The 23,432-nt window shown below is 35.4% G+C and carries 22 protein-coding genes and 1 pseudogene; 5 read left to right on the top strand and 18 right to left on the bottom strand.

Annotated features, from left to right (window positions below; translation table 11 throughout):
• Positions 1-851 precede the first annotated feature (851 nt).
• From NSU19_RS17335 to yhfZ, 13 genes are all read right to left on the bottom strand, one after another.
• Entirely contained in the window at positions 852-1,223 is a 372-nt protein-coding gene (locus NSU19_RS17335; RefSeq protein WP_339197647.1) for a hypothetical protein, read from the bottom strand.
• Positions 1,210-1,614: a hypothetical protein gene (locus tag NSU19_RS17340; RefSeq protein WP_339197649.1), complete on the bottom strand. Its 405-nt coding sequence runs from the start codon at positions 1,612-1,614 to the stop codon at positions 1,210-1,212. Before NSU19_RS17340 ends, NSU19_RS17335 begins: the two co-directional genes overlap by 14 nt.
• 175 nt (positions 1,615-1,789) lie before the next feature.
• A complete protein-coding gene (locus NSU19_RS17345) occupies positions 1,790-1,981 on the bottom strand; it encodes a cyclic-phosphate processing receiver domain-containing protein (RefSeq protein WP_314736878.1) in 192 nt (63 codons plus the stop codon).
• Between the two features lie 868 nt (positions 1,982-2,849).
• On the bottom strand, positions 2,850-3,581 hold the full coding sequence (gene nagB / locus NSU19_RS17350) for a glucosamine-6-phosphate deaminase (RefSeq protein ID WP_339197655.1): 732 nt from the start codon (positions 3,579-3,581) through the stop codon (positions 2,850-2,852).
• 57 nt (positions 3,582-3,638) lie between these two features.
• Positions 3,639-4,382 (bottom strand): HAD family hydrolase, encoded by a 744-nt coding sequence (locus NSU19_RS17355; RefSeq protein ID WP_339197657.1) that lies wholly within the window; start codon positions 4,380-4,382, stop codon positions 3,639-3,641.
• Between the two features lie 68 nt (positions 4,383-4,450).
• On the bottom strand, positions 4,451-5,602 hold the full coding sequence (locus NSU19_RS17360; protein ID WP_066250150.1) for a YhfX family PLP-dependent enzyme: 1,152 nt from the start codon (positions 5,600-5,602) through the stop codon (positions 4,451-4,453).
• Positions 5,574-6,827 carry a phosphopentomutase gene (locus tag NSU19_RS17365; protein WP_117017197.1) on the bottom strand — a complete coding sequence of 418 codons (1,254 nt, stop codon included), beginning with the start codon at positions 6,825-6,827 and terminating at the stop codon, positions 5,574-5,576. The genes NSU19_RS17360 and NSU19_RS17365 overlap by 29 nt, the downstream gene beginning before the upstream one ends.
• Before the next feature lie 16 nt (positions 6,828-6,843).
• Positions 6,844-7,959: an aminotransferase class V-fold PLP-dependent enzyme gene (locus NSU19_RS17370; protein WP_339197660.1), complete on the bottom strand. Its 1,116-nt coding sequence runs from the start codon at positions 7,957-7,959 to the stop codon at positions 6,844-6,846.
• Between the two features lie 10 nt (positions 7,960-7,969).
• Complete coding sequence (locus NSU19_RS17375; protein ID WP_063388784.1) at positions 7,970-8,845, bottom strand: TatD family hydrolase; 876 nt, start codon at positions 8,843-8,845, stop codon at positions 7,970-7,972.
• 80 nt (positions 8,846-8,925) lie between these two features.
• Complete coding sequence (locus tag NSU19_RS17380; RefSeq protein ID WP_063388785.1) at positions 8,926-10,227, bottom strand: YhfT family protein; 1,302 nt, start codon at positions 10,225-10,227, stop codon at positions 8,926-8,928.
• An 810-nt stretch (positions 10,228-11,037) separates the two neighbouring features.
• The gene (locus tag NSU19_RS17385; protein ID WP_063388786.1) at positions 11,038-11,397 is read right to left on the bottom strand and encodes a DUF2620 domain-containing protein; all 360 of its coding nucleotides are present in this window, start codon (positions 11,395-11,397) and stop codon (positions 11,038-11,040) included.
• A gap of 13 nt (positions 11,398-11,410) precedes the next feature.
• On the bottom strand, positions 11,411-11,776 hold the full coding sequence (locus tag NSU19_RS17390; protein WP_063388787.1) for a PRD domain-containing protein: 366 nt from the start codon (positions 11,774-11,776) through the stop codon (positions 11,411-11,413).
• A 144-nt stretch (positions 11,777-11,920) separates the two neighbouring features.
• Complete coding sequence (yhfZ, locus tag NSU19_RS17395) at positions 11,921-12,847, bottom strand: GntR family transcriptional regulator YhfZ (protein WP_339193422.1); 927 nt, start codon at positions 12,845-12,847, stop codon at positions 11,921-11,923.
• 312 nt (positions 12,848-13,159) lie between these two features.
• Between yhfZ and NSU19_RS17400 the strand changes: the two genes are divergently transcribed.
• Complete coding sequence (locus NSU19_RS17400) at positions 13,160-13,315, top strand: hypothetical protein (protein WP_339197662.1); 156 nt, start codon at positions 13,160-13,162, stop codon at positions 13,313-13,315.
• Positions 13,316-13,331: 16 nt separating this feature from the next.
• On the opposite strand, the gene NSU19_RS17405 is transcribed toward NSU19_RS17400, so the two are convergent.
• Positions 13,332-13,892, bottom strand: a complete 561-nt coding sequence (locus NSU19_RS17405) for a hypothetical protein (protein ID WP_339197664.1) — start codon at positions 13,890-13,892, stop codon at positions 13,332-13,334.
• Between the two features lie 75 nt (positions 13,893-13,967).
• Entirely contained in the window at positions 13,968-14,441 is a 474-nt protein-coding gene (locus tag NSU19_RS17410; protein WP_094244402.1) for a hypothetical protein, read from the bottom strand.
• Between the two features lie 126 nt (positions 14,442-14,567).
• Between NSU19_RS17410 and NSU19_RS17415 the strand changes: the two are divergent.
• Positions 14,568-14,884 (top strand): annotated as a pseudogene (locus NSU19_RS17415) (transposase); the annotation flags it as partial.
• Positions 14,885-14,940: 56 nt separating this feature from the next.
• On the opposite strand, the gene NSU19_RS17420 reads toward NSU19_RS17415, so the two are convergent.
• Positions 14,941-15,255, bottom strand: a complete 315-nt coding sequence (locus NSU19_RS17420; protein WP_339195866.1) for a hypothetical protein — start codon at positions 15,253-15,255, stop codon at positions 14,941-14,943.
• 565 nt (positions 15,256-15,820) lie between these two features.
• Here NSU19_RS17420 and NSU19_RS17425 point away from each other — a divergent pair.
• The 3 genes from NSU19_RS17425 to NSU19_RS17435 all read left to right on the top strand — a co-directional run bounded on the left by NSU19_RS17425 (position 15,821) and on the right by NSU19_RS17435 (position 17,940).
• Positions 15,821-16,261, top strand: coding sequence for a hypothetical protein (locus NSU19_RS17425; RefSeq protein ID WP_339193423.1), 441 nt, complete (start codon positions 15,821-15,823; stop codon positions 16,259-16,261).
• Positions 16,251-17,063: an ImmA/IrrE family metallo-endopeptidase gene (locus NSU19_RS17430; protein ID WP_339197666.1), complete on the top strand. Its 813-nt coding sequence runs from the start codon at positions 16,251-16,253 to the stop codon at positions 17,061-17,063. The genes NSU19_RS17425 and NSU19_RS17430 overlap by 11 nt, the downstream gene beginning before the upstream one ends.
• Positions 17,064-17,184: 121 nt before the next feature.
• Positions 17,185-17,940 carry a hypothetical protein gene (locus NSU19_RS17435; RefSeq protein ID WP_339197668.1) on the top strand — a complete coding sequence of 252 codons (756 nt, stop codon included), beginning with the start codon at positions 17,185-17,187 and terminating at the stop codon, positions 17,938-17,940.
• Between the two features lie 223 nt (positions 17,941-18,163).
• Here the strand turns inward: NSU19_RS17435 and NSU19_RS17440 are convergent, their stop codons facing one another.
• Together NSU19_RS17440 and NSU19_RS17445 are read right to left on the bottom strand one after the other, a co-directional pair.
• Positions 18,164-21,733 (bottom strand): SIR2 family protein, encoded by a 3,570-nt coding sequence (locus tag NSU19_RS17440; protein ID WP_339197671.1) that lies wholly within the window; start codon positions 21,731-21,733, stop codon positions 18,164-18,166.
• 390 nt (positions 21,734-22,123) lie between these two features.
• Entirely contained in the window at positions 22,124-23,401 is a 1,278-nt protein-coding gene (locus NSU19_RS17445; RefSeq protein ID WP_339197673.1) for an IS110 family transposase, read from the bottom strand.
• Positions 23,402-23,432 lie beyond the last annotated feature (31 nt).

Raw genomic sequence — 23,432 nt, forward strand, 5'->3', positions numbered from 1 at the left:
GATGAATCGAATCCCGGCCGATGAGCTTTTTCAAATAATTTTTGACATAATCCAATTAAAGAAGACCGTTTTGTGTCCTGAATTTGTGCATTACAAAACCAAATCTTTCACAGCCAACTCAATCATTTTCATTTTTTCCTCATTCATCATTTTCTTCTCCTTCTAAACTATTGGATAATTCCAATTTCAATTTTCTATTGAAAACGTTAATAATAGATAAAAAGATCGGTTCTATCACTCAAAAACCGTAAACCAGAAAAAATCACCATCTCTTTTTTCATAGAGGAGAAGAAAAATAAGAGAGGATCGCAACAGGGAAAGCCTATTGCATTTTATAGAAACCTATTCGCAAAAGACATATCAGTTAAACGATGTGCCTTTTTTTCAATAATCTGCCTCCCAAAATACAAAATAGATAATTTTAACAAACAGTTCTAATTGTTTTTTGGATTTGTTCCTTTGTTTGGTTTTCTCGCCAGCAGTGGTGTGATGTCTGTCATTTCTGGACGTGGTTTCTCACCCTATGTCGAAAAAAAACACTAACTTTTATATATAAGGTCTATGTTTCGGTAAATCCGTTTTTTGTCACAAAAAGGGAGAAAATACAGCAAAGAAACTCCTGACTCATAGGAGCAGGAATTGTTTTTGTCATTGTTTGACAGAGTATTTTTCTAAAAAAGATTGTACAGCCAGTAGAGAATTCTCGAAGCATATTTTACGCAATCAATGCAGGAGTGGATCGAAGCTTGTAGAGATAGGCTGCGAGGTGATGAAGCAGGAAATTCTCATAGAAACATGGAGAAGCACGCCACTTTAGTGAGGGTGTGAGGTTCCACCGCGGTAGAAAACTGCTAATCCATTTCCATAAAGAATTTTTGTAAACGTTCAGCAGCCATTCGATATGCCTTTTTCCTATCACGAGGACCAATTGCAATAACTTCCATTCTTATCGGCCGTCCTTCAACTTGCCGATAAATCACCCTAATATTTAATAACTTTGATTTAATCCTTGCAAAACCATGTAAGTCCCCATGTAGTGATTCAGCAGCTCCGTCAGGCTTAAATAGGGGGCCTTGCTTTGCCCTCCTTAATATTTCTAATAAAACGGTTTGCCTATGTTCTTTGTTAATCGCTTTAATATCTTGTTTAACATCTTCAACAAATCTCAGATCGACATTATATTTTTCTAAAACCAATGCCTGCAAATCTTCAAGTGTCTTCACATCCATCTTCCTCTAATAATTTCATTAATTCATTTACATTCATATCGTCTTCATCAAAAATATCTGATAAGGTTTGATTTGCAGGTTTATCTTTACGTGCATAGGCTTCTTCCATAACGTCTTGATCAAGCGCTTCTTCTAAAACTTCTTTCATTTGAAGCAATGTTTCAAAATAATCTATATTGACGACTACAGCTTGTGCATTTTTCTTTTTTGCATTTTGAATAACAAATACTTCATCTGTGAAACCATTAGAAAAAAGATCCAGTATTTCTGATAATTTTTTTGTTCTCGAAATGTCCGTTACGCTTAAAACATTTGTTTTCAAAAAATGCAATGTATTCGTGTTAGCAATAGGATGTTGTTCTTTTTTCAATGTATGAACACCCACCTTCCATCCCCCTTTCCTTTAATAAATGCATTATTAATCTATTTGATACACGTAATTCTACACAAAAAACAACACATTTATATGCTTAAAATATACAAAGCAACATAAATATGTTTCATTCTCTTCGCGAGTCCTGTTCCTAACAAACTGATAATGATAAATTTCAATATCCTTGTCAATGAACCCTCTTCTTTGTGCGGCCAGTAAGGTTTGATACATGTTTTCCTTTTCCACGACATTTAATGTAAATTCTGTTTTCAGGTCTTATACCTTTTTCACAAATATATTTAACCAAATTATAACCGATTCTTCGCAAATTTCCTTTTTCATCTGTTCCCAAATCATGATCCAACGAAAGAATATGCACATGTTGTTTCTTGATTTATGAAATGGCTTATTCATTGTTCCCACACCTATTAAGCCAATCGGAATGTCCGATAAATCATCCAAATATAGATTGATCCAACCATACTCTCGGAGAGGTTCAATGTACCAATCTGTATATGACCATCCCATCCGTTATATGCTTGATCCATGCATATTTCATTTATTTTTGCACCGTTATTCAACAAAACCCTCGATATATCCACATATCCGAAATAGCATGCCGTGGATAGAGGGGTTTTTCCGATTTTATCTTTTCGGTTAATCCATCCACTTTTGGAATAACAGCTTGCAAGAAAAAATCTAGTTTATTCATGAATACCGCCCAATACAACAAGACTTTGGCCTTGTATTTACTCGTTTACTTCATAGTCTTGCAAATATGTCTTCAATCTGCTTTCCTCATTTGAATATATAGCTTCAAGATAATCCATACCCTTTTTCTTTTTTTACTTTTATACGAATCCGCGAAGAAAAAAATCTTATTGCAGCTAGAGTATTCGATCAGTAAAAAGGCAATCCATTATGATCAACAGCTTGGTAAGAATCAAGAAATTGGAAATATCATGTATTTTGCAAATATTGTCATGGATAGCTCAAAAGGGAAAAAAGCACTCATCGCTATTGGACGATGAATGCTTTCCATTGTTTATCGATTGCTTATTCAATAAAGAGCCTTACAAAGAATTACATGTAAATACACGAACAAAATGTTTATACGTGAAGCCGTATTTTCGGCAGTTTTTTTCAATTACATCTTTTCTCTTACGCCTTGATTTGAAACCCAAAAGTCACAGTCTACCCCTGAATTTATTTTCGCAAAAAAGGAGCTTAAAAATAGACAATAAATATTATTCATTTATTTTTTTCAAGGCCTCTTCATCTGCGATCACTGTCACATCATTATGCTGTCTTAAAATTGAAGCAGGAAACTCTTCAGAAATATCACTGTTACCCAATAGCCTTGCAAGGGCGTCCGCTTTCTTTTTACCAGAAACAAGCAGCAAGATTTTCTTACTTTCCATGATCGTTTCAATTCCCATCGTAATTGCTTTCGTTGGTACTTCGTCGATCGACTGAAAGAATCTAGCATTTGCTTTTCGCGTTGATTGATCCAGTTTAACAATATGCGTTCTGCTTTTAAAGCTGGTCCCTGGCTCATTAAAACCAATATGGCCGTTTAATCCCAGTCCTAATATTTGTATATCAATTTTATTTTTAGAAATTAATCTGTCATAAGTCATACACTCTTGTTCCAAATCTTCAGCCATTCCATTAGGAATATGAACATTTTCCGGTTGAATATCAACATGTTGGAATAAATTTTCATGCATATAATAGTGGTAACTATTCTTATTTTCTTTAGGCAGCCCAACGTATTCATCTAAATTAAAAGTAGTTGCATGTTTAAATGAAACTTCCTTTTGTTGATATTTTTTGACCAAACAATTATATAAACCAATTGGAGTTGAACCTGTTGCAAAACCAATGACTGGTCTTTTCAAACTTTTCATATGCTCTATGACTATATTAGCTGCTTTCTCACTCATTTCTTCATAATCTTTTACTTTAATAATTTCCACGTCATTTCACCTTTCTACAAAATCATTATGGGAATCTTTACTCTGGAACAAAATATTTTATATTTTAAAAATCGTTCTTAGTGCTCTTGCTACTCCATAATGATCATTATCTTCAACAATCATGTTTGCTTTACTTTTTACATAATCAGTTGCATTTCCCATCGCGATTCCTAATCCAGATGATTCCAACATTTCGACATCATTTATCCCATTACCGATTGCAATCACTTCTTCAGGCAATATATTCAATTGTTGAATGGCAGATTGAATACCGGTCCATTTAGAACCTTTTGGATATACCTCGAGTCGATCTCCTTCTTCAAAAACATAATCCTCCAGCACTTTCTCTTTAAGAACTTTACGTTGTTCAGAATTTATATATAAAGTTAATCGGTGCGCTTCGCAATCCGTATCCTCTAAATTTGTCTTTTTTGCAAATGGCAGTAAATGTTCTTCATATAAAGGCTGATTAGATCGTGAGGTACTGTACGAAAAGTGAATATACTTGCCGCCATATTGATAAGTTTGGCTGCAAAGATCATAGGCAACTTTTGATGATATTTTTACATCATGAATGATCTTATTATTTAAAAATACAAGGCTGCCGTTATAAGCAGCATAAAGCCAACACTGTAATTTATCACCATAAATTTTTGAGGCTTCTAAAGACCTGCCTGAAGCCAAACCAACGATAATCCCCTTCTTTTGCACTTTATGAATAGATTCTATGGTTTCATCTTCAAGCTGATTTTTAGAATTCAAAATTGTCCCGTCTATATCCAGAAAGACAGCTCGATACATTTAAAATCTCCTCCAAAATTTCCATTAACAACCATGCTCTTGCAGTAAAAATGATCATTTTTATTGGATCAATTGATTAAATTCCCCATAGAATCATAAATTCCTACAAGTTCAGGATTGGCGGAAATATTCTTTAAGACGGCAACATGGGCATTTGTAACAAATACTTGTGTGCGAAAGGCATATATGACCGTATCTCCCACTCGTACTCCGTCTGTCGCCAATGAGCCGTAATAATCAATATTAGTCGGAGCATTATCAATTGTAGGAACCCGCTTTAGATTTTGTCTATTTGTTCCAACTAATGCTTCCTTCATATGTGAACGTGGATAAAATCCGCCGCCAAAAACATATGCATGATTATTATATAAATGGGATACCTCCGATACATATACCATCGCAGGTTTTTCTTCCAAGTTTTGTGAAGCATGCAATGGAGTCGTTCCAATTAATGCATGACCGGGTTCTCCTTGTGTTGCACCATTTTCCTTTAATAATTTCATTGTTGCGGTAGAAGTGGCACTTGGCATATTCATCTCAAGCTTTTCATATCCTCTATTCATTAAAAACAATTTTGCAGTCTGCATGGATTTGACATTCGGGGTAATGGTTGGAACATCATCTTGAATCAATATACAAGGAAAACTTGTTAAACCGGCTATTTCAATGCCTTCCAATTTTTCCATAGATTCAATATCTTTCACTAACTGTTCAAATGTGAATCCACCTTCTTGACCGTTATATATATAATCGTCTTTGTTTGCAATGCGCAAAAAGACTTTTTGTTTTTTTCCCATCTGTTGAGCAATTCTGCTTATATTTCGAGCATTTTCATAACTAAAAACTGTAACATAATCAGGATTAAGATTTAATATTGTTGATATCATATGGACAGGTATTTGAACGAGGTGTCCAACATGGCCAATCTGAATGCCATTTTTACTAAGAGTCATGGCCTCCCATGGATCTACGGCGACTGCCTTCTCAATCCCTGATTCAACAATAGCTTGCGCCACCAACGGATTGCGGCCAAATTGTTTTGTCATAAAAAATAGTTCAATATCCTGTTTTTTGGCTTTTTCAGATAAAGCTTTAGCATTCCTCTTTACTGTATCAAGATCTATTACATAAGTATTGGGTGGGATAATTCCTTGCTGATGAAAGTCCAATGCAGCTTCTATTAATTTTTTGTTATGCATTATTGTCGATTGTAAAAACATCCGTCAGTCTCCTCTTTCCTTTTTGCAATATTTGAAGGAATGAAGTTCCGTTTTCAGTTTTATTAAGTCCAAGATACTCTGCAGAAGTTGCAGCGATATCTGATAGTGTCTTTCTTTCTCCAATTTTAACGGGGGATATTTGTTTATGATAAACTAACAGATACGTTTTCTCTCTTGTATGTTGATTATGGCCAATCGTAGGATCATTCCCATGATCCGCACTCATAATCAACAGGTCCTGTTCTGTCATTTTTTCCAGTATTTCCGGCAAATATCTATCGACCACTTCAATACGATCCGCATAGCGGGCTGGATTCTGTGCATGTCCGGCCAAATCTGTTTCTTGTACTGTTGCAGCAATTACTCCATGTTTTACATTGTCCATTTCATGTAAAATATCCTTCATTACTTGTTCCGTATCGACACCCGGAAATCTATTGGCGCCTTCACAATAAATGACATCCTGCATTTTTCCAATAAGAGAAACTTCCATTCCGCTTTTTTTCGCCAATGTTGGCAGCTGAAATTCAGGAGAGATGCCAAAACCTAAATGACGTACTTGATACCCTTGTTTATATACATTTGATTTAGGTGAATTCACCCCTACTAATCCATCTTCCCGTCTTTCTACTGATCGTTGCAAGTGTTCGGGTGTTACATTTTCGCCACCAAGGACAATCACACGATTGACTTTAACATTTTTGCGCACACATTGCCCTATTTTTAATACTTCTTCAAACGGAATATAATCTAGCGGAGCACTCACATTATAAATTTGGCCGTAATCAGTTTCGATATTATCAGCGACGATGACTAAATCATTGACTAATAGATACGGCAATTCAGGATTTGGGATCGTTACTTTATATCCTTCTTTTTCTAGAGCACGTTTTACTTGATCCATATTTTCAACAAAAGGAGCTAAATACGCTTTTTTTGGTTTTGTTCCCATAATTTCATTATGCCCTTCAAAACTGTCTGCTCCTTGATGCATAAGGTTCAAAACACCGTAACTGGCAATATTATCAACATTTTTTAATTTCGGATGATGTAAAATTTTATTGATGCCCAATCTTTCAAAGTTTGGAATTTTCAATGATGGCACTGCATCAATAATATGATAAAAAGTATTGGCGCCGACATCTAAAGGGTGATAGTCTTTGGCATCTTCCATATAACCGACACCTAAGCTGTCCAATATAATAATAATGACTCTTTTGTTCATTTTTGATCCCCCTTTACTATATTTCCTTATGATTTTCGGTTGCCCGATGAATGGATTCCTCTAGTATTCTTAAAATTGTTTCCGCTCCGCTTCTTAATGGATTAATACGTATCATTTTTTTGGCTAATGTTGGATCTGACGATAAGAAAGTGCCGGAAACTCTATAAAACATTGGCACAACTTCGTATTTTGATTCGGCGCCGACCGGATTGGGTGCCGCCCCTAATTCATTGGCATGATAAAGTACTTCTTCTGCGATTGGTTCAGTAAATTCCACAAGTAAAACTTTTGATTGTGCATTGGCTAAATAAGCCCTTTTCACACCCTTTACTGCTCCATTATTAAGGGCATGGACTAATTGATCATTCACGCTTGCTTGTATAGCCAACATAACGGGAGCATATACAAGACCTCTTAATGCTTCCAAAGCTTCATAGCCTTGAACTTGGCTTCCTCCGGAATAATTCATTTTTTCTATTTCCTTGATTAAATCCTTTTTCCCTAATATGATTCCAACACCTTCTGGACCTAATAGCTTAAACATTGAGAAGGTGGACAAATCCGCTCCCACTTGCACCCCAATATTTTCTACTTTCATTGCAGCATAATTGTCATCTGTTATTATAATTAGAGCCGGATCAGCCGAACGTATTATTTTTATTGTTTCAGCCAAATCATAATGATCATCAATTTTTTGCCTAGTATGCTGAATCAATGCGCCTTTTAGTTTTGGATTTTGCCTGATTGTATTTTTGATTTCTTCATGATTGTGAAAATCCGCATATATCGGCATTATCCCCATTGATTCTAAAGTTGTTTTGCTTGTTGGATATATAGGTGCATCATGTACAAGGAGCTGATCACCCGGCTGCAAAAAACTCATAAAACCAAACCTCAATGCACCTGTTCCAGCGCCGCGCACCAATAATGCCTTCTCTACGCCAAAGAAGTCAGCTAATGTTTCTTCTACTTTTTTTGTAAATTTTGGTTTATTAATGCCTCTTACAACACCTAGATCACCAAGCGAAATCATTTCATCGCCGCGAAAATGCCTTGTAATGACATCAACGAGCTTAAACTGTCTGCGCTTAGCTTCTTCAATAGAAATACTCTTTAGCGGATAAGTTTCCATATCATTCACCTTACCCTTCCATAAAAGCACGTGGGTTATGAATCAACATTTTATCGATTGATTCACTTGTAATCCCATAAGATTGCAAAAGGGGGACAAATGTGTCCAGTAAATAGGAATACCCTAATCCACCTTTATATTCGAGATGTGATTTTCTAGTAATATCCATAGATAATAGTACTTTGTCGATATACCCTTTATCCTGTATTTTTTTCAACATTTCTGCTCGAACGCGATCCGGCATGTAACTTTCTTTTCCTATTGTGTCAAATTCTACATATACTCCTTCTCTTAGCATTTTTAATACATAATCGGCGTCTCCTGTTAAATCAACATGTCCTATGACCACTCGATTTAAATCTACTTCATGCTTTTTAAAGAATTCCACTTGTTCATGTCCTAACGTTCCGATAGAAGTATGTGTAGAAATTGGTTTTTTCGTTTCCTTATGAGCGATGACAACTGCTTCAAACACTTTTTTCTCAGCTTCTGTCCATTTATTATAACTTGTTCCAATTTCACCAATAATTTCAGCTTTTGCATCTGTTCCTTTTATTCCTTCGACAATTTCCTTTATCATTCTTTCTGCCAGCTTTTCTTTTGTTTCCCGAAATACTTGAATCGGGTAAAAAGAATCTTGATAGAAACCAGTAGCGAAAATAATATTAATCCCGCTTTCTTCTGAAACCTTTTGGACGTATGTAATACTTCTCCCCATTCCGATATTGGTTACATCAATAATATTACGTACACCCTTTTCATATAATTTTTTAAATTCTTTGACAGTTTCAGGAAATACGTCCAACCGGCAATCCTCATTATTTTTTACTTCAGAAAGGTCAATGGTTGTATGCTCATGCATATAGGTAATCCCTTTTTTCAACATTAGATACTTTCCCCTTTTTTAATAATTTCAAGTGAACATCTCTCCAATCCCAAAATGAGATTGGAGAGATGCCATTGTATTTAACCAACCTGCCATAAACCAACTGCGTAAAGAAGATTAACGATGATCCCCAATAATATGACCGCTATTGGCCCAACAGCCAATTCAACAAGTGGTTTTGATGCCATCCGGTTGATTAAATAAAATCCAATGACCCAAAAGAACCCGATTCCTGGAGCAATTTTTTCCGCTGCCATTGCACTGCCGATTAATATCGCAATTCCGAGAACATCTGCCAGCGAAGTTCGAATATGCTCTCCCATCTCGCGTACGCCAGGCAATTTATCCATACTTTTTGATACTGCTGATAATGATATGACCTCCAAGTACATGACTAAAGCACCCAACACAAATGCCAAAATCGGTATATCTCTGAAAATAAGACCGACTGCAAATACTAATGTCGTACCAGCTAAACCATAAACCCCCGTTACAATGGCAGTTGAAAAAACTAAAGGAATAAATCCGATCGCACGTGCAAATGTAGCAATGGCTGCCTCTGTATAAAGACCTTTATTAATCAATGCTTGAGGCATTGCATCAACTGCTAAAATCAACATGGAAGATGTTAAAGAAACAAGTCCACCCATTAAAGCTAATAACCAGCGATTCTTCTTAATTCGATTTACACGTTCATTAAAAATATTTACTAAATCGGCATTTGTAGTATCCTCTCCGCCTTTAACTCTAGAGGCATAATAAACCATCATTAACATTCCTATTAATAACGCCATTCCTTCAGGGCTAAGGGAAATATCGTATCCTGCGACTTTAAATGTTCCAAACTTTTCGAATAACAAAAAGGAGGCTAAAGTGACAATCGCCGTGACAGCAGCTTTTTTTAAACCGTGCTGATACCCAACGGCAATAGCAGGAAATACTGTAAATGCAATAATAATCGGATTACCGATAAGACTTAAAGAATCTATGAAATTTACTGGAAGCATGTTAAATAAATCTACGACAAATTGCAAACCTAACACTATTCCTATACTATAAACAGCACCGAGAACTCCGGCTGTAACCATTCCTATTTTATTATCTGGAGTCCAAATACCAATTATGTCGCACGCTAATAAAATACTATGGCCAATAATAATCGTAGCTCCTATAGAAAGAGGGATGCCGAAGCCGACTATTAATCCAAAACTCAATGCAAAACTGGTTGCAGCCAGTTCTCCTCTTGTCATTCGATTTTCAAGGTATTCAGGCATAATGGGACGCAACCCGTCATTAAACACCGCTACCCCGCGGTTTACGAGAATAGAACCTAACGCACCGACAGCAACTATGACAATACATTGAATGAGATTCAAATCCATTCTACTCACCTCTGTTTATTCATTTTTTATACTCAACTTTCGCACATTGTTAGACATTGTCCGATATGATTAGGTAGAAAATGCCACCCTTTTCTTCATTTGATTTTTCAAAATGCCCCAATCCAAAAAACTTCTTGTTGGCAAGTGCTTGACAAGGATCGATCAGTGTATGTAAAACGTTTATGTCATCCTTGTCTCGCACATCTTCGCAAAACTATCAAAAGGTTTGCCAACGGATCTTCTTCCGATATCATCCATCAAAATCATGTAAAAACAGTGATTGTATCAATCATCAACTTGTCATAAAAGCGGCCTTGCAGCTGCTTGCCTAGGTTTTAAGGGATACGGATTTAAAAAATACTTCATATTGGATGATTTGGGCAAGGCTGTATCAGCACTTAAAAGTGCAAGCCATTCACTGTGTTCACAGAACTGCGGACAAAAAGAATGTTAGTGAACGTAAAAAACGATAAATAGTATCTTTTTTACGCTGATTTTTATTTTGAAACACTGGAAAAAATCGGTTCACAAACAGGAATAGCCTATATATTTCTTGATATTAGCCTCTCTTAGATGATATATTTAACTATGAAATTTCTTTTGGTAATTGCGTAAAGCAGGTTTCTTTCATTACCATTTAAATGACACCTTTTTTCTTTTGTTAAAAGTTTCGTCACCCATATTTTCCCCAAAAGAAAAAGGTGTCTTTCTTTTTATTAATCACATGTTCCAAAAAAACAATTTGCATTTTTACAGGGATTGAAGTGAGTTCCATCAAATGTTTAGAAAATATAAAACTGCGAAAGCTGATTATTTTAATAAAGCAGGAATTAGTATATTCAATATATTTTTTGAAGATGATGCCGTAAATCCAAATGCAATTTTGCCATCATTCACTTCCTTTTCGATTTCTTCCTTGGTTTTTATGGTACTTGGAGATGCCAAAGTAACGCATTTATCTTTGCCTAATAATGCAATTGCCATTGCAAGCGCTCCACCTGATCCGGTTTCACAGGCACCAATATAATAGTCAGCTTTTTTGTTTTTGACAGCCATAACTGCTTCCAAATCACTTTTAACGGATACTTCTACATTATTTCCTCCGATTTCTTTCACTTGCTTTTCAATTGCTTGTTTATTCAACTGTCCACCTATTACAATTCTCACCATAGAAAAACCCCTCCTATTTATTTGATTCAATAACTCGATGAAGATGCAGATAAAAATAGACACGCTCTCCTTCAGGGAGTTCTTGGCCAACCAGTGAATTTATATGGTTTATAATTTCTTCTATATCCTCTTTATAAGGCGTCTCATTCACTTCATTCATGATTGTATTGGAAGGACCATCTTCGCATTCACCCCTTTCCATTCTAGTTAAAGCCATTGACATATGTGTCCAAAACATTTCCGAGTTGTCAATTACCTCCTTTTTGAATTTTTTTGATAAGTAATCAAATGTATTTAAAGTTACATGAAAAGCTTTTTGTGTAATCACACTGCTTGTTAATAAAATAGTTAACTTTTCTTTCACTTGAATGCTATTCACTTTTTCTTTAACCTCCAATATACTGTATTTAGTATTTTGTTTTAAAAAATTTTGTGTCTTGTATAAAACGCAAATTTTTATAGTGTCTTATACTGTTTGATTTTCGGATAATATCTTTAATCCCGTAAATGATAAATTAATGTTTTAATAGCGTGGTATTTTTTCCCCCTTTTCAACACTTTTTTGTATGTCCAGTATTTTTTGAATATCAACTGAATCCCACTTTTCTGCTATTTCTTGTTCTCTATCACCATCAATCACAATAACAGCTTCTGTTGTGTCTCGGGAAATTTTCTTCGCTTTCGCTGATTGAAAATCGATTGCTTGAAATGTTTGATTCATTCTTTTGTCATCGACATTCCAAACAGCTACATCAATTTGTTTTGAATTAAGCATATCGAATAACTGCATATAATTGACATTGACATATTCGACATTCCTGTTTTCAAATTCAGCAAATGTCAGCTGCATCTGATCTGGAGACTCCATATCCACGCCAACTCTTAATTTATCATTAGTTACATGATGATCTGAATCAGCTAAGAAAATCTTATGAGCGGATACATAACTGTTAGCTCCAAATTTCTTGAAAATTTTTAAATTTGGATATTCTGAAATGATATTATCTGCTGTCATCTTAGAAACAATTGCAAAATCACTTCTCTTTGTCCGAACCGCCTCAATTCGATTCAACCCGCCGCGCATATAAATTAAGTTTATTGTTTTTCCGGTTGATTCAAATGCTTCCACTATTCCTGTCGCTAATCCTTCATATTTCCTTGAATATGGAAGCGGCATAGAGCCAATTAATGGGGCGATACCGGCAATCTCAAGCAATAAATTGTTGTCCTTGCTAATTAGATACGTGCCTAAATGGCCTCTGGCCTCCAATTTAATCGCTTTCATTTCCACCAATAAATTTAATGCACTTTGTACAGTTCCCCTGCCAATGGATAGTTGGGCGCAGTAGTCAGAGATACGAGGAATTTTATCTCCAACTTTTAATTTTATCAATTCTTTGGCAATGTTTTTTGCTGCTAAACCATTTTTAGAATAAAATTTTTCCCACATACTCTATCTTCCTTAAAAAACAATATACTATATTCTGTACAGTAAATTATAAGCAATTCCTATTAGATTTGCAATAGGTATTTTATACATAACAAGACATTAAAAATGATTTTATAGATTAAGACACATACTTATAGTATTTCTTTGACATTATCACGCAAATTTTCTTCTTAAATAATTTTCAAAAAAAATGTTTCATTTTTTTGAACTCCTTCACTTATCAGTTGTCTTTGTTATTATATACCTAATGAATGAACACCAGAAATGCTGCATCAATTCATTAATCGAATTGATGTAAAAGAGGCCAGGATAGTGGCATTAGCCCACAACTTCCTGAAAGTAGCCGGCATCCGCCAGCTACTTTCAGATAAAAATCGAAAAAATATAAAAGCAAGTGGAGAGAAACGCATTGTTTTTCTCCACTTGCTTCATTTTAGGGACTTATCGGACACCCAGCTCGAAAATTGAATAGAAACTGGTGAGATTAAACAGATACGCTGAATGTACTTCCCGATGAGATGGTAGCACCATCGATAGTATTGCCTTTCCCATAATATGCCTCGCGCCATGCTTCAACGTATATTGCGCTAAACTCACTAGTTCGTGCCATTTCTGCTTTTGTCATCACCATTGTCCAACCATTATTTTGTGAATAATGGGCAATGACATTATTACCTGCATCTTTGAACTCCACAAAGGATATTCGGCCTTTGCCGGCAAAACTTTGGGATGCTTTTGCGATAATACCTTTTCTATCTGGAGACGCAACGGAAATATAGCTTTTCATAAGATTTCTGTAGCCCGCAGATTCACCGCCACAGATACCTTTGGCGGCATCTTTTTTTGCCTGTTCAATAATAGCCTCTCTGAATTCTTCTTCACTCATGGCAGGGGCTGTTTTCGTGCAGAAATCGAACCTGGTAAAGTCAGGGGACGGAAAGCCATTCATCCGCAGCCTATTGTCAATTTTTGTTCCAAGCAATATATTGATTAAGTTGACATCTAATGGTTTTATACGACTTATTTTCCATTCACTCCTTTGCATAGGATTTCGCCTGATACTTTGCTGGAAAATATCTGGAGATAACCACTACTTACCTATCCGGGTTTAAGATGTTGTTTAGTAGTTGTAGTACACCGTCAGCTTTATATTTTTATATGTTTTATAACCGGGAGACAAACTGCTGACGTTGGTTCCCGTATAGTAAAGTTGATATGTGCCATTCGCAAGCGTGCCAATCAATCCTGCAGAAATTTCTGTTTTGTTACCAGATCCCCATGGTGCCGATGTCCATCCGGAAATGTTACTGGTTGTTATATACAATCTGTTTGACAGGATTGCGCCAGAATACGACATCGTGTTACAATCAGCAACGACCTTTGTAATGACCGCATCTGCCGGTAATCCGGAGACATTAATTGTAGCAATAGACGAGGAACCACTCTCACCCGGGTCAAGATACAGACTCATTGAACCGATTGTTCCAGAGGATGAGGTGAATGTTTTCGATGACGAAGCGGCGAATGCGGTTGTTGTCATGAAAAATACTACGACCATCACAAGCAATAAACTGATTAACCTCTTTGCTTTCATATGAGCACCCCCTTTCAAATGTTATTTTTGAGGATTCACCAGCCCATAGAATAATTGACCCTCATTATATATATCGTCCAGATATTACCATTATTTTACACAAAATTTCATATTTGTCACTTACTCGTACCGCGGCATCGTAATGGCAAATTTAGTACCGATCTCTTTGAACGCTATCAGCGTAGCGAACAAGCATTATTGCTTGCTATGATGGAAATAGTGGTAAACGGTGTTTCAACTCGGAAAGTACAAAAAATTACAGAACAATTATGTGGCAAGAAATTCTCGAAATCCACTGTTTCAGCCCTTTGCAAAAAACTAGACCCTATAGTCCATGAATTTAGAATGAAGCCCCTACAAACTCATTACCCTTTTTTAATTGAGATGCCTTGTATCTTAAAGTGCGGGAGAATAATCGAGTCCAGTCCAGGGGTCCTCTAATCGATGGGGATGGCTTTTCGCATTTCCTTCTCCACTCTGGACATGGCCTCGGTAAAGCTTACGCCGATCCCTCGCCCATGTTTTGGCCGATACCAGCAAATACCTTCGAGGACGAATTGATACTAAGCAGGCTTTTGGCGCCGTCCACGATGCCGGAGAAGAAGCCGGATACCTTTTCGTCGAGCCACGAAGCGAGAGACTTGATGCCTTCCCACAGACCGGTTACGATGTTCTTACCGATTTCAAATACAGCGCCCACGGCCTTTCCCAAACTACTGACAATGGCCGCGATAATCTGCGACAGCGAGGCTACGAGCTGCGGAATCGCTTTAATTAATCCTGCCGCGAGCTGAACTGTAAGCTCGATGCCCATTGCGATAATCTCAGGCAGGTTATTGGTAATAAAGTCCACTATGTCGGTAATGATCTGGGGCAGGGCTTCTACAGCTTGGGAAGCGCGTTAGAGCAAAACCTCGAGGTGTTCTTGTTCTTTAAAGACTAACGTCACAATTTCTTCATCGGATCGTCGACCAGTCGAAATGAAAGCAGAAATCAATAGGTTTTAGAACTACTGCATCCACTTGACATGGATCCTCTACGGGTATGCCTCTAAGCCGGGAATTCAGATAATCTGTACAACTAGCCGGCATGCCCTCCACTCATGTAAAGTTTCTAGAACAGATCACTTATGATTGGTGTGCAGCATCATTTAGCGGTCTATCTGCTTGACCTTAATTTCGTTGTCCAGTTAGACGATTCATACTATTAGCGATTGACGTTCATAATACATTTCAGAATGGAGAAGCTTTAGCTGAAGTACGGACTTTTTATGGTTTCCATCTTCATCTTATAAAAGTATTCAAAACACGTACTATTTTATCTAACATAATGTACTTTTTTACGCGTATTGCGTATAATAATATATAGAAGTATATAAAATGAATACCAAAAGACTTGGAGGTGTGATGATGAGCGAGACCAAAAAAATCATTGGAGAAAATATAAGGAAATATTTAGATGCGAAAGGTGTAAAACATAGCTGGGTTATAGATCGATTAGGAATAAGTAAAGGTGCTTTTTATAGATTTCTTAAAGGTGAAGGAAATGTTGATCAATTTGAGGAGAAAATGTTAAAGCTGTTTAGAATTAAAGATCCGTTTTATTTTCATCGTAAAGAAATGGATTTGCCTAAAGGTGTCAATGAAAAAATTGAAGAACAAAATTTTATGGATTTTGCTGCACTTTCTTTAAATGGAGAAGTGAATGAAGCATTTAAAGAAGGTATGAAAGTTTTTAGAGAATTTGTAGAATTGATTGATGTTCTCAAACCTTTGTCTCATTCACCAGTTATGTTTGGGGGAGAACATCGTGATCAATAAAGAGAATATAGAACAAGTAGTCAATTTTAACCGAGATTATTTGCCTGAAGTGAAATCAAAAATTGAGATGTTAAAGTCTTCCGGTGATCCTCTTATTGCCCCTAAGCCTTTAGAATTCATTAAAACTTATTTATATGAAAATGCACGCGTATTAGAATTTCCCATTAAAAATTATGATTATGGCGGTTTAGTTTTTTATTACAATCAGGATTTTTATATACAAATCAATACAGCACAGCCTAAAATTTATGAGAACTTTATGTGGGCGCATGAGTTCTACCACTTTTATTTTGATAAAGATAGAGTTAAGAAAAAAGAAGAAAATTTTGTTATGGTAGATAGTATTTTTGATGAAAAGGAGAGACTGCCAAATCTTTTTGCAGGTGAAATTCTTATTAATGATCATATTTTAAATCGGAAATATGCATTTTTGAAAAAGGATAACAGTCTTAGTTTAGCCGATATTGCAGTTCATTTAATTCCTGTTTTTGAAGTTCCTTATAAGGCAATCGTAATAAAACTGGTTCAAAATCAATTCATTACCATAGATGAAGCGAAAGATATTATTGATTATGATTATAAAAATAACCTGCCTGATGAAATAGACTGTACCTTATTTGCAGCCAGCAATAAAATTAAAATTGACGATTATAAAAACTTGATATCAAAAGCGGAGAATAACCTAAATGAAGAAGATTACCAATCCATTATCAATAAATATAAAAAATTATATCAATTAGTGCTAGATTGGCGAAAAGAGTCAGCGGGCGAAAGTGAAAATGAAGGCTATCGAAAATCCTAAGATCCGTCCCATAAAACCTTTTATCCAATTTCATTTGGATAGCCTAAAAAAGTCTCTATACGCTAATCAAGCACTTTACATTATAGATAATATGATGCTGTCAAAGCTAAGGAAGGATGCTGTGTGTAATCCTTTCATAATACAAAAGGGATTTCAATTTTCTAAACTTATTCTTATTCCAGACATCATCCTTGAGGAAGCCTCCAAAAACTTACCAGATGAAAAGGCATTTGAACAATACTATTATGAATTATTTCGAATTCTTTCTACAGAGCATGAAATATATGTAGTAGATTTAGAAATCATATTTGAATTATTAAGGGATATGATTGGCACAAAAGAAACTGCATTCAATATATTGAAAAACATATCTTTAGAAGCTGTCAGAACGAATCAAACAATACGTGATTCCATTAAAGAAATCGATTCTCATTCTGAAGCTGCTCTAGAAACATTAATTGGTTGTATTATTGCCAATGGAAAAAATGCCGGCGAACGTTTTATCACTATTTTTTCCCTCGCATTATTGAGCTTGTATTTCGGTCCTGTTTATATCGTCAGTGAAGATGAAAAGGGAATTTATGGACCTTTTAGGACATTTTTAAACAATGAGAGGTTAATGGAATTAATTAATATCGATCATACTTTTGACCTTATTCAACTTTATCAATTCATGTCCTATGAATCCTTAATTCTTTCTCTTTTTCATCAAGCTGATTTAAGTAAAGAAGAATTGTTCGATTTGATTGAAAAAAGCAATCGTGATCAATCAAGAAATATTCTATATAGTTTGAACGGAACCTCTTTTCACACACCCATTTCCAACCAAAAATTGGTTGAATGGATTAGCCAACAAATAATCAAAATACAATTTTAAAAGTTCCTGTCCTTTCATGAGGCAATTCCTGAATTTTCTTCATTGACTAAATCGTAATAAAAGCAGATGGAGCTCCGAAAATCTTTACGGATTCCGGCTCCCTCTGCTTAATTTTCCCTCAAAACCATCTTCGCCACACACTCCACATGCCTTGAGTGGTGATCGCAGACAACATATAGATGTAGCAGTGTTTGCCATTAAACCTAAAACTTAAAATCCAATATTATTTTTCAAAGAGTGGAGCATATTTTCGTACTTCAGGCAACCTATTTTCTTGCGAAATCCTCTTCCAATGCTGCAATTTATTACAGTAATTCGATTTACCAAGTTTATAAATATATGCTGCCAATCCTGTAGATTCAGAAAAGATTTCAAAAAAATCATTTGATATTGAACTATTCTCATAAAAACCATTTGTTAAATCATTGTACATAGTTGTCAAAACCTTAATTATAAGTAAATATTCATTTTCATCAAAAGTCTCAGGAGCGTAATTTATAATATACCTTAAAGTTCTTATTACCTCTAATAATGTATTTTCTTTTCTATATTTAAAAAGGTATAATATTTCTTTTTTCAGCTCTGATAAATCCAAATCAATCTCATTATACTTTTTGAAAACTGCTAAATCATAAATCGAACTAATTGCAGACTTACTTATTTCAACATTATTATCTAAGATACCTTCAAAAGTTTTTTCTAATTCTTCCTCCGATATAATCTTTAATCTCAAAAGAACCGGAATTAATAATAAAGCAATATTATGTTGATTTTTATCTATCTTAAAATATATTTCTGATATTTTTTCTTTTTGTTTTTCTGAGAGATACTCTAAAGGAATATTTGCTAAGAAAGAATTCTTTAAAAAAATTACTATATAAAGTAAATCTTGATTTTTTCCAAATAATTCATCTTTTTCTCCTTTAAGTAACCAACTTTCTTGATCTTCCCACCAATAAAAAAATTGCTCTAACCACTTTAGATAATTTTCTCTTGACACTAATATATGAGGTTCTTTTTTCGTTCTAATAAATCTAGGAAATACGTTACGTAAATCCTGTAACAAAACTTGAAGAGCATTACCGATGGATACAACACCATTATGATAAGATTTAGGAATAGGCTGTTGTATTCTTTTTTGTATATAATCATTTTGAAGTTTCTCATCTTGTGTTAACCGAACAAGAAAAGATTCCAAAAAACAATAACTAAATCCACTTTTTTCCTTTAGAATTATATTTCTTATACTTTCTCTAACTCTAAAATCAATTTCTCTATCCAAATTCTTAGTTAATATTAATTTAATCAACCTTGATAAGGCTGCATCACGTATATTACTTTTTTCTCCATCTAGGATTTTTAAAAGTCTATCAATCTCTTTTTGATTAAATTCTATATATATTCCTTCGGCATCATCCAAATCAAATTCAAATTTATAAGAGGGGTCAAAGAAGTAATTTTCATCCAAGTCAATATCTTTTAATTCTCCATGTGGATCCCCGATTATCGGAAGTTCAAGTACTTTACTAAAAAATTCTGCTCGTTCATTCTGGTCTTTATCAAAAATAATTCTCTGAAACAAAGATGCAAGTACTTTTATAATTGAATAGATATTTACTTTGTATAAATCCCTATCTTTGTATAATTCCAATATTAAATTATCAGCTTTTTTCTTTTCATCCTTCGTTAAAGCAAAATACAGACGAGATAGAACTTCTAATAATAACTCAACTTTCGTATTCTCTTTATTTTTTATTCCATTAAAAATTATTTTAAAAAGATTTGATAAACTAGAAGCATTGGATTTATAGATGCTCTCTCTAGAAAAGAAATCATCAATATTCTCTAAATTACCAATTTGAATGAATTTAACCCATGAATAAAATGGATAGATTATTTCAAGATTTTTTATTGCTTCATTAATTGTTTGTCTATTAGTAAGATACATCCCCCATTCCTCAGAAATCATTAGGATAGCATAGGAATCAACCATCTCAGGTTCAAAAAAATTAGAAAAACTATATGTACGTTTAATTTTGTTTGAGTCAAAACTCTTTTTGACAAAAACCCCTGATTTTTTTGCAAAAGGTTTAATTCTGCTATACATAAAATCTAATTCCTTTAGAGGGTTACATAATTTTGATTCGAGATAGTTTAGCCTATCTTTGCTATTAGTTAATGAGTAATGGTGATTTAACTGAATTAAGTTTACGAGAATTAAGCCTTCTAAAGATAATAAATGATAATTATTCCTACTTATGGTTATCAATTGTCTAACTCTTTCAAGGGTTTCCTCTAATTCTTCAATAGCTTTTTGCTTTTCACCAATTTTCAACAAAATAATCGCTTTTTTTAAAGACCAATCTAAATCTTTTTTTGATAAATTCCATTTATTCACTTTATTTCTCACTTCTTCAAAATCAAAGTTTGAAAGTTTAAATTGTATTTCTTCATAAATTAGTTGATTCTGTTGTTCATTTGTTAATCTTATTTTTTTCAAGGATTTAGTATATTTTATATATTCATCTTCATTAAAACCTAATCTTGCTTCTTTCACTAGTCTTAAAACAATAAAGGCAAATAAATTAACATTTATTTTTGATAGTAAAACTTCATCTTTTAAAATCTCATCAACAAACCCCTTTAAAAAATTGCGAAAATTAAAATCTAATGGTATCTGAAATTTTTCGTATACCCATACTAATTCATAAATAATTGATATTTTTATTGAAATATCATCTTCATCCCTTATATGTCTAAGTATATTATCCTTACTTAATTCTATATTGCCTTTGTTCTTTTTCTTAATTATATCAGGCACGATTAACCAACCGGGATAACTTTCGCGGTTATACTTAAAAGTTTGTAATACTTTATCAAGATTTGAAGAACTATATGGAAAAGGTTTATATGGCCACTCTTTTTTATCCTTTCTATCTTTATAGGAAAGGAAATCAAATATATCTTTAAACATTTCCTTATATACATCTTTATTTTCAGTTTCTTTATAAACATCTTTAAAATCTATAAGAGTTATATTTCTTTCCCTTAAAAGAGCTTCATTTTTTTGTTCATTATAGGCTAACATATATATTTTAGGCATATGTTCCCCTAAATTATCGCGTACCCATTTTGTCCATTTTTCAAAATTGGGATCATTGCCGGAAAATCCTATTAAGACAAAAGTGGTTTCCATTATAGATTGTTGTACCATATTTACAAAGGGAGTAAATTTTTGCTCATATGTATCATAATCCTTTTTTGTAAAAATAAAAGGTCTTTTCGATGGAAAACTACCATGTAATTTAATTATTCTGGGCGAAACGGAACTTGGTATATCATTAATATCATATATTACTTGGTAACTTCGTTCATAAACATGAGGCAATGTTCTTTCTAGTAAAGTATCGTAATTAGTGGTATATACATCTGCCCATGGTAGTCGCAGTAAACTTCTATGGAGTTCACCCGGTTCATAATTTTGATCTGGTATTGCCTGTTTTATTAACTCATCCAGATTTGTTCTTCCATATTCCTCTTCATAAATTTGAGCCAAAGACAAAACGTCAGTCTCTTCCGAAATATTTATATGTTTCAATTCCTCAGCAATTTTACTTTTTAAATCTGACCATAAAGACATGCTTTCCAAGGATTCATCAAGTTTTTCAGCATTTAAACTAAATCCCGCACCCACCATTACAGATACTCTACTTTTACCATCCTCTGACCATAATTTGTTACGAATATCTTCCAAATGTTTGTACATTTTTAACTTTCCTTCAAACTTATTCATCGCAAATAAAATACCTCCCTCTATAAATGTTGATATATCAACGGTTGTAGCCGTTTCAGGGGTGTCAAAAAAATATTTTTCGACAAAGTTCCTAACATTATTTCTTAAATATGTGTATATCTTACATTGACTGGGTACGCTTCGCGGCCACTACTGGTTAAATTTGGTTGTAGTGGGGGAAGCGTATGGGATGCACCGTGGATCTCTGCATCGCTGATGATGACGAACCCTCCCATGTCTCTTGGCATCCTTGCGCCTACATTCCTTCGTTCGGTCTAGTCATCAGGCAGAGGCCGGCTAAGCTCCTTTAGGGACTCAAGGTCGAATGGATGATATCGCGCCAGCTTCTCCGTGTCATCCTTGTTGTCTAGAGAATCGAGACTATAGGCATCAAGCAGCCGTTTCGAGGCCAAAGATGTCCTGCATCATTCGCTTCGCATCGAACGCTTGGTGCTTCGTACATACAGCGTGCAATACCTTCAATAATTTTCCGCATAACACCACAATCGATTGCTTCTTCCGCAACGGATTATCAGGACGTGTCGTGTAATAGTCGTGCAGCTGCCGAAACGCTTCGTTGTGGCGGATCATCGGCATCATCACGCGGAAGAGGAGGGCGCGCAACCGCCTTCTTCCACGCTTGGAGATCCGTTTTTGCCCTTTGTGTTGGCCGGAGGAGTTTTCCCGTAAGGTCAGTCCCGCAAGTTTCAATAATTGGCGCGGATCCTGATAGTGGGAAAAACTCCCGATTTCCGATAACAGTTCCACGATCGTCGCATCCCCTAAGCCCGGAACAGTTTTGAGCCATTCGTATTCCACGGATGTTTGCACAAGTTCTGTCAGTTGCTCATTCAGTGCCTCGATTTCTTTCTCCAATTGGCGGTACCGGCGGACAAGTGTGGCGATTTCGATACGGGCCATCTGTTGTCCTTCCGTTACGCCAATGGAGTGTTGGGCCAGTTCCATCAGCTTCTTCGCTTTCGGCTTTTGTGGCGATTGTAATCCCTCACTTTGCTGGTAAAGGGCCAGCACCTCTTCCAGCTCTTTTCCTGCCAGATCACTCGGAAATGGCGTATATTCCAGCACCGCGAGCGCCATTTTCCCAAATGACGGGAAGACTTGGGAAAACTCCGGAAAATATCGATCAAGCCAGCGAATCATTTGATTTCGAATCGCTCCCCGTTCTTCCACCAATTTGGAGCGAAATGTCGCTCCAACGCGCAGTTCGGCCTCCATCCCTTTCAGAATGCGCGGATAGCTGAATCGGCCGTCTTTCACTAACCGGGCAATGACGAGCGCGTCTTTCGCATCATGCTTGGTTGGAAGGTTATCGTCCAGCTCTTTGGAGCGCTTCACGTGCATCGGGTTTGTCATGACGAGAGGAATGCCCTTCTCGTCAAGAAAGTAAGCGAGATTGAGCCAATAATGTCCCGTTGGCTCGATGCCAACGATCACCTCGGTTTTTCCAAATTCCTTCATGGCTTCCACGATGCACTGGTACAACCATTCCAATCCTTCTCTCGATTGCAGAACGGGAAACGGCTTTTTTAACACCCTTCCTCGCTCATCCACAAAGCAGGCATAATGTTTTTTCTTTGCGATATCCATCCCAACAACCAGCGTTTGATCGGTGACTTGATTAATCTTCTTGTTTGAGATAGAATTCATGTATAGTCCTCCTTGGTATCCAAATTAGGGG

This window comes from Aeribacillus sp. FSL k6-2211 (assembly GCF_037966125.1).
Taxonomy (GTDB): domain Bacteria; phylum Bacillota; class Bacilli; order Bacillales; family Aeribacillaceae; genus Aeribacillus; species Aeribacillus composti.

What these genes read in the sequence shown, in the direction of transcription:
- NSU19_RS17355 (WP_339197657.1), bottom strand. Translation starts at nt 4,382, where the DNA reads ATGTATCGAGCTGTCTTTCTGGATATAGACGGGACAATTTTGAATTCT.
- NSU19_RS17420 (WP_339195866.1), bottom strand. Translation starts at nt 15,255, where the DNA reads ATGGGCATCGAGCTTACAGTTCAGCTCGCGGCAGGATTAATTAAAGCG.
- NSU19_RS17440 (WP_339197671.1), bottom strand. Translation starts at nt 21,733, where the DNA reads ATGAATAAGTTTGAAGGAAAGTTAAAAATGTACAAACATTTGGAAGAT.
- NSU19_RS17365 (WP_117017197.1), bottom strand. Translation starts at nt 6,827, where the DNA reads ATGAACAAAAGAGTCATTATTATTATATTGGACAGCTTAGGTGTCGGT.
- yhfZ (WP_339193422.1), bottom strand. Translation starts at nt 12,847, where the DNA reads ATGTGGGAAAAATTTTATTCTAAAAATGGTTTAGCAGCAAAAAACATT.
- NSU19_RS17370 (WP_339197660.1), bottom strand. Translation starts at nt 7,959, where the DNA reads ATGGAAACTTATCCGCTAAAGAGTATTTCTATTGAAGAAGCTAAGCGC.
- NSU19_RS17380 (WP_063388785.1), bottom strand. Translation starts at nt 10,227, where the DNA reads ATGGATTTGAATCTCATTCAATGTATTGTCATAGTTGCTGTCGGTGCG.
- NSU19_RS17405 (WP_339197664.1), bottom strand. Translation starts at nt 13,892, where the DNA reads ATGCAAAGGAGTGAATGGAAAATAAGTCGTATAAAACCATTAGATGTC.
- NSU19_RS17445 (WP_339197673.1), bottom strand. Translation starts at nt 23,401, where the DNA reads ATGAATTCTATCTCAAACAAGAAGATTAATCAAGTCACCGATCAAACG.
- NSU19_RS17385 (WP_063388786.1), bottom strand. Translation starts at nt 11,397, where the DNA reads ATGGTGAGAATTGTAATAGGTGGACAGTTGAATAAACAAGCAATTGAA.
- NSU19_RS17410 (WP_094244402.1), bottom strand. Translation starts at nt 14,441, where the DNA reads ATGAAAGCAAAGAGGTTAATCAGTTTATTGCTTGTGATGGTCGTAGTA.
- NSU19_RS17375 (WP_063388784.1), bottom strand. Translation starts at nt 8,845, where the DNA reads ATGTTGAAAAAAGGGATTACCTATATGCATGAGCATACAACCATTGAC.
- NSU19_RS17360 (WP_066250150.1), bottom strand. Translation starts at nt 5,602, where the DNA reads ATGTTTTTACAATCGACAATAATGCATAACAAAAAATTAATAGAAGCT.
- NSU19_RS17425 (WP_339193423.1), top strand. Translation starts at nt 15,821, where the DNA reads ATGAATACCAAAAGACTTGGAGGTGTGATGATGAGCGAGACCAAAAAA.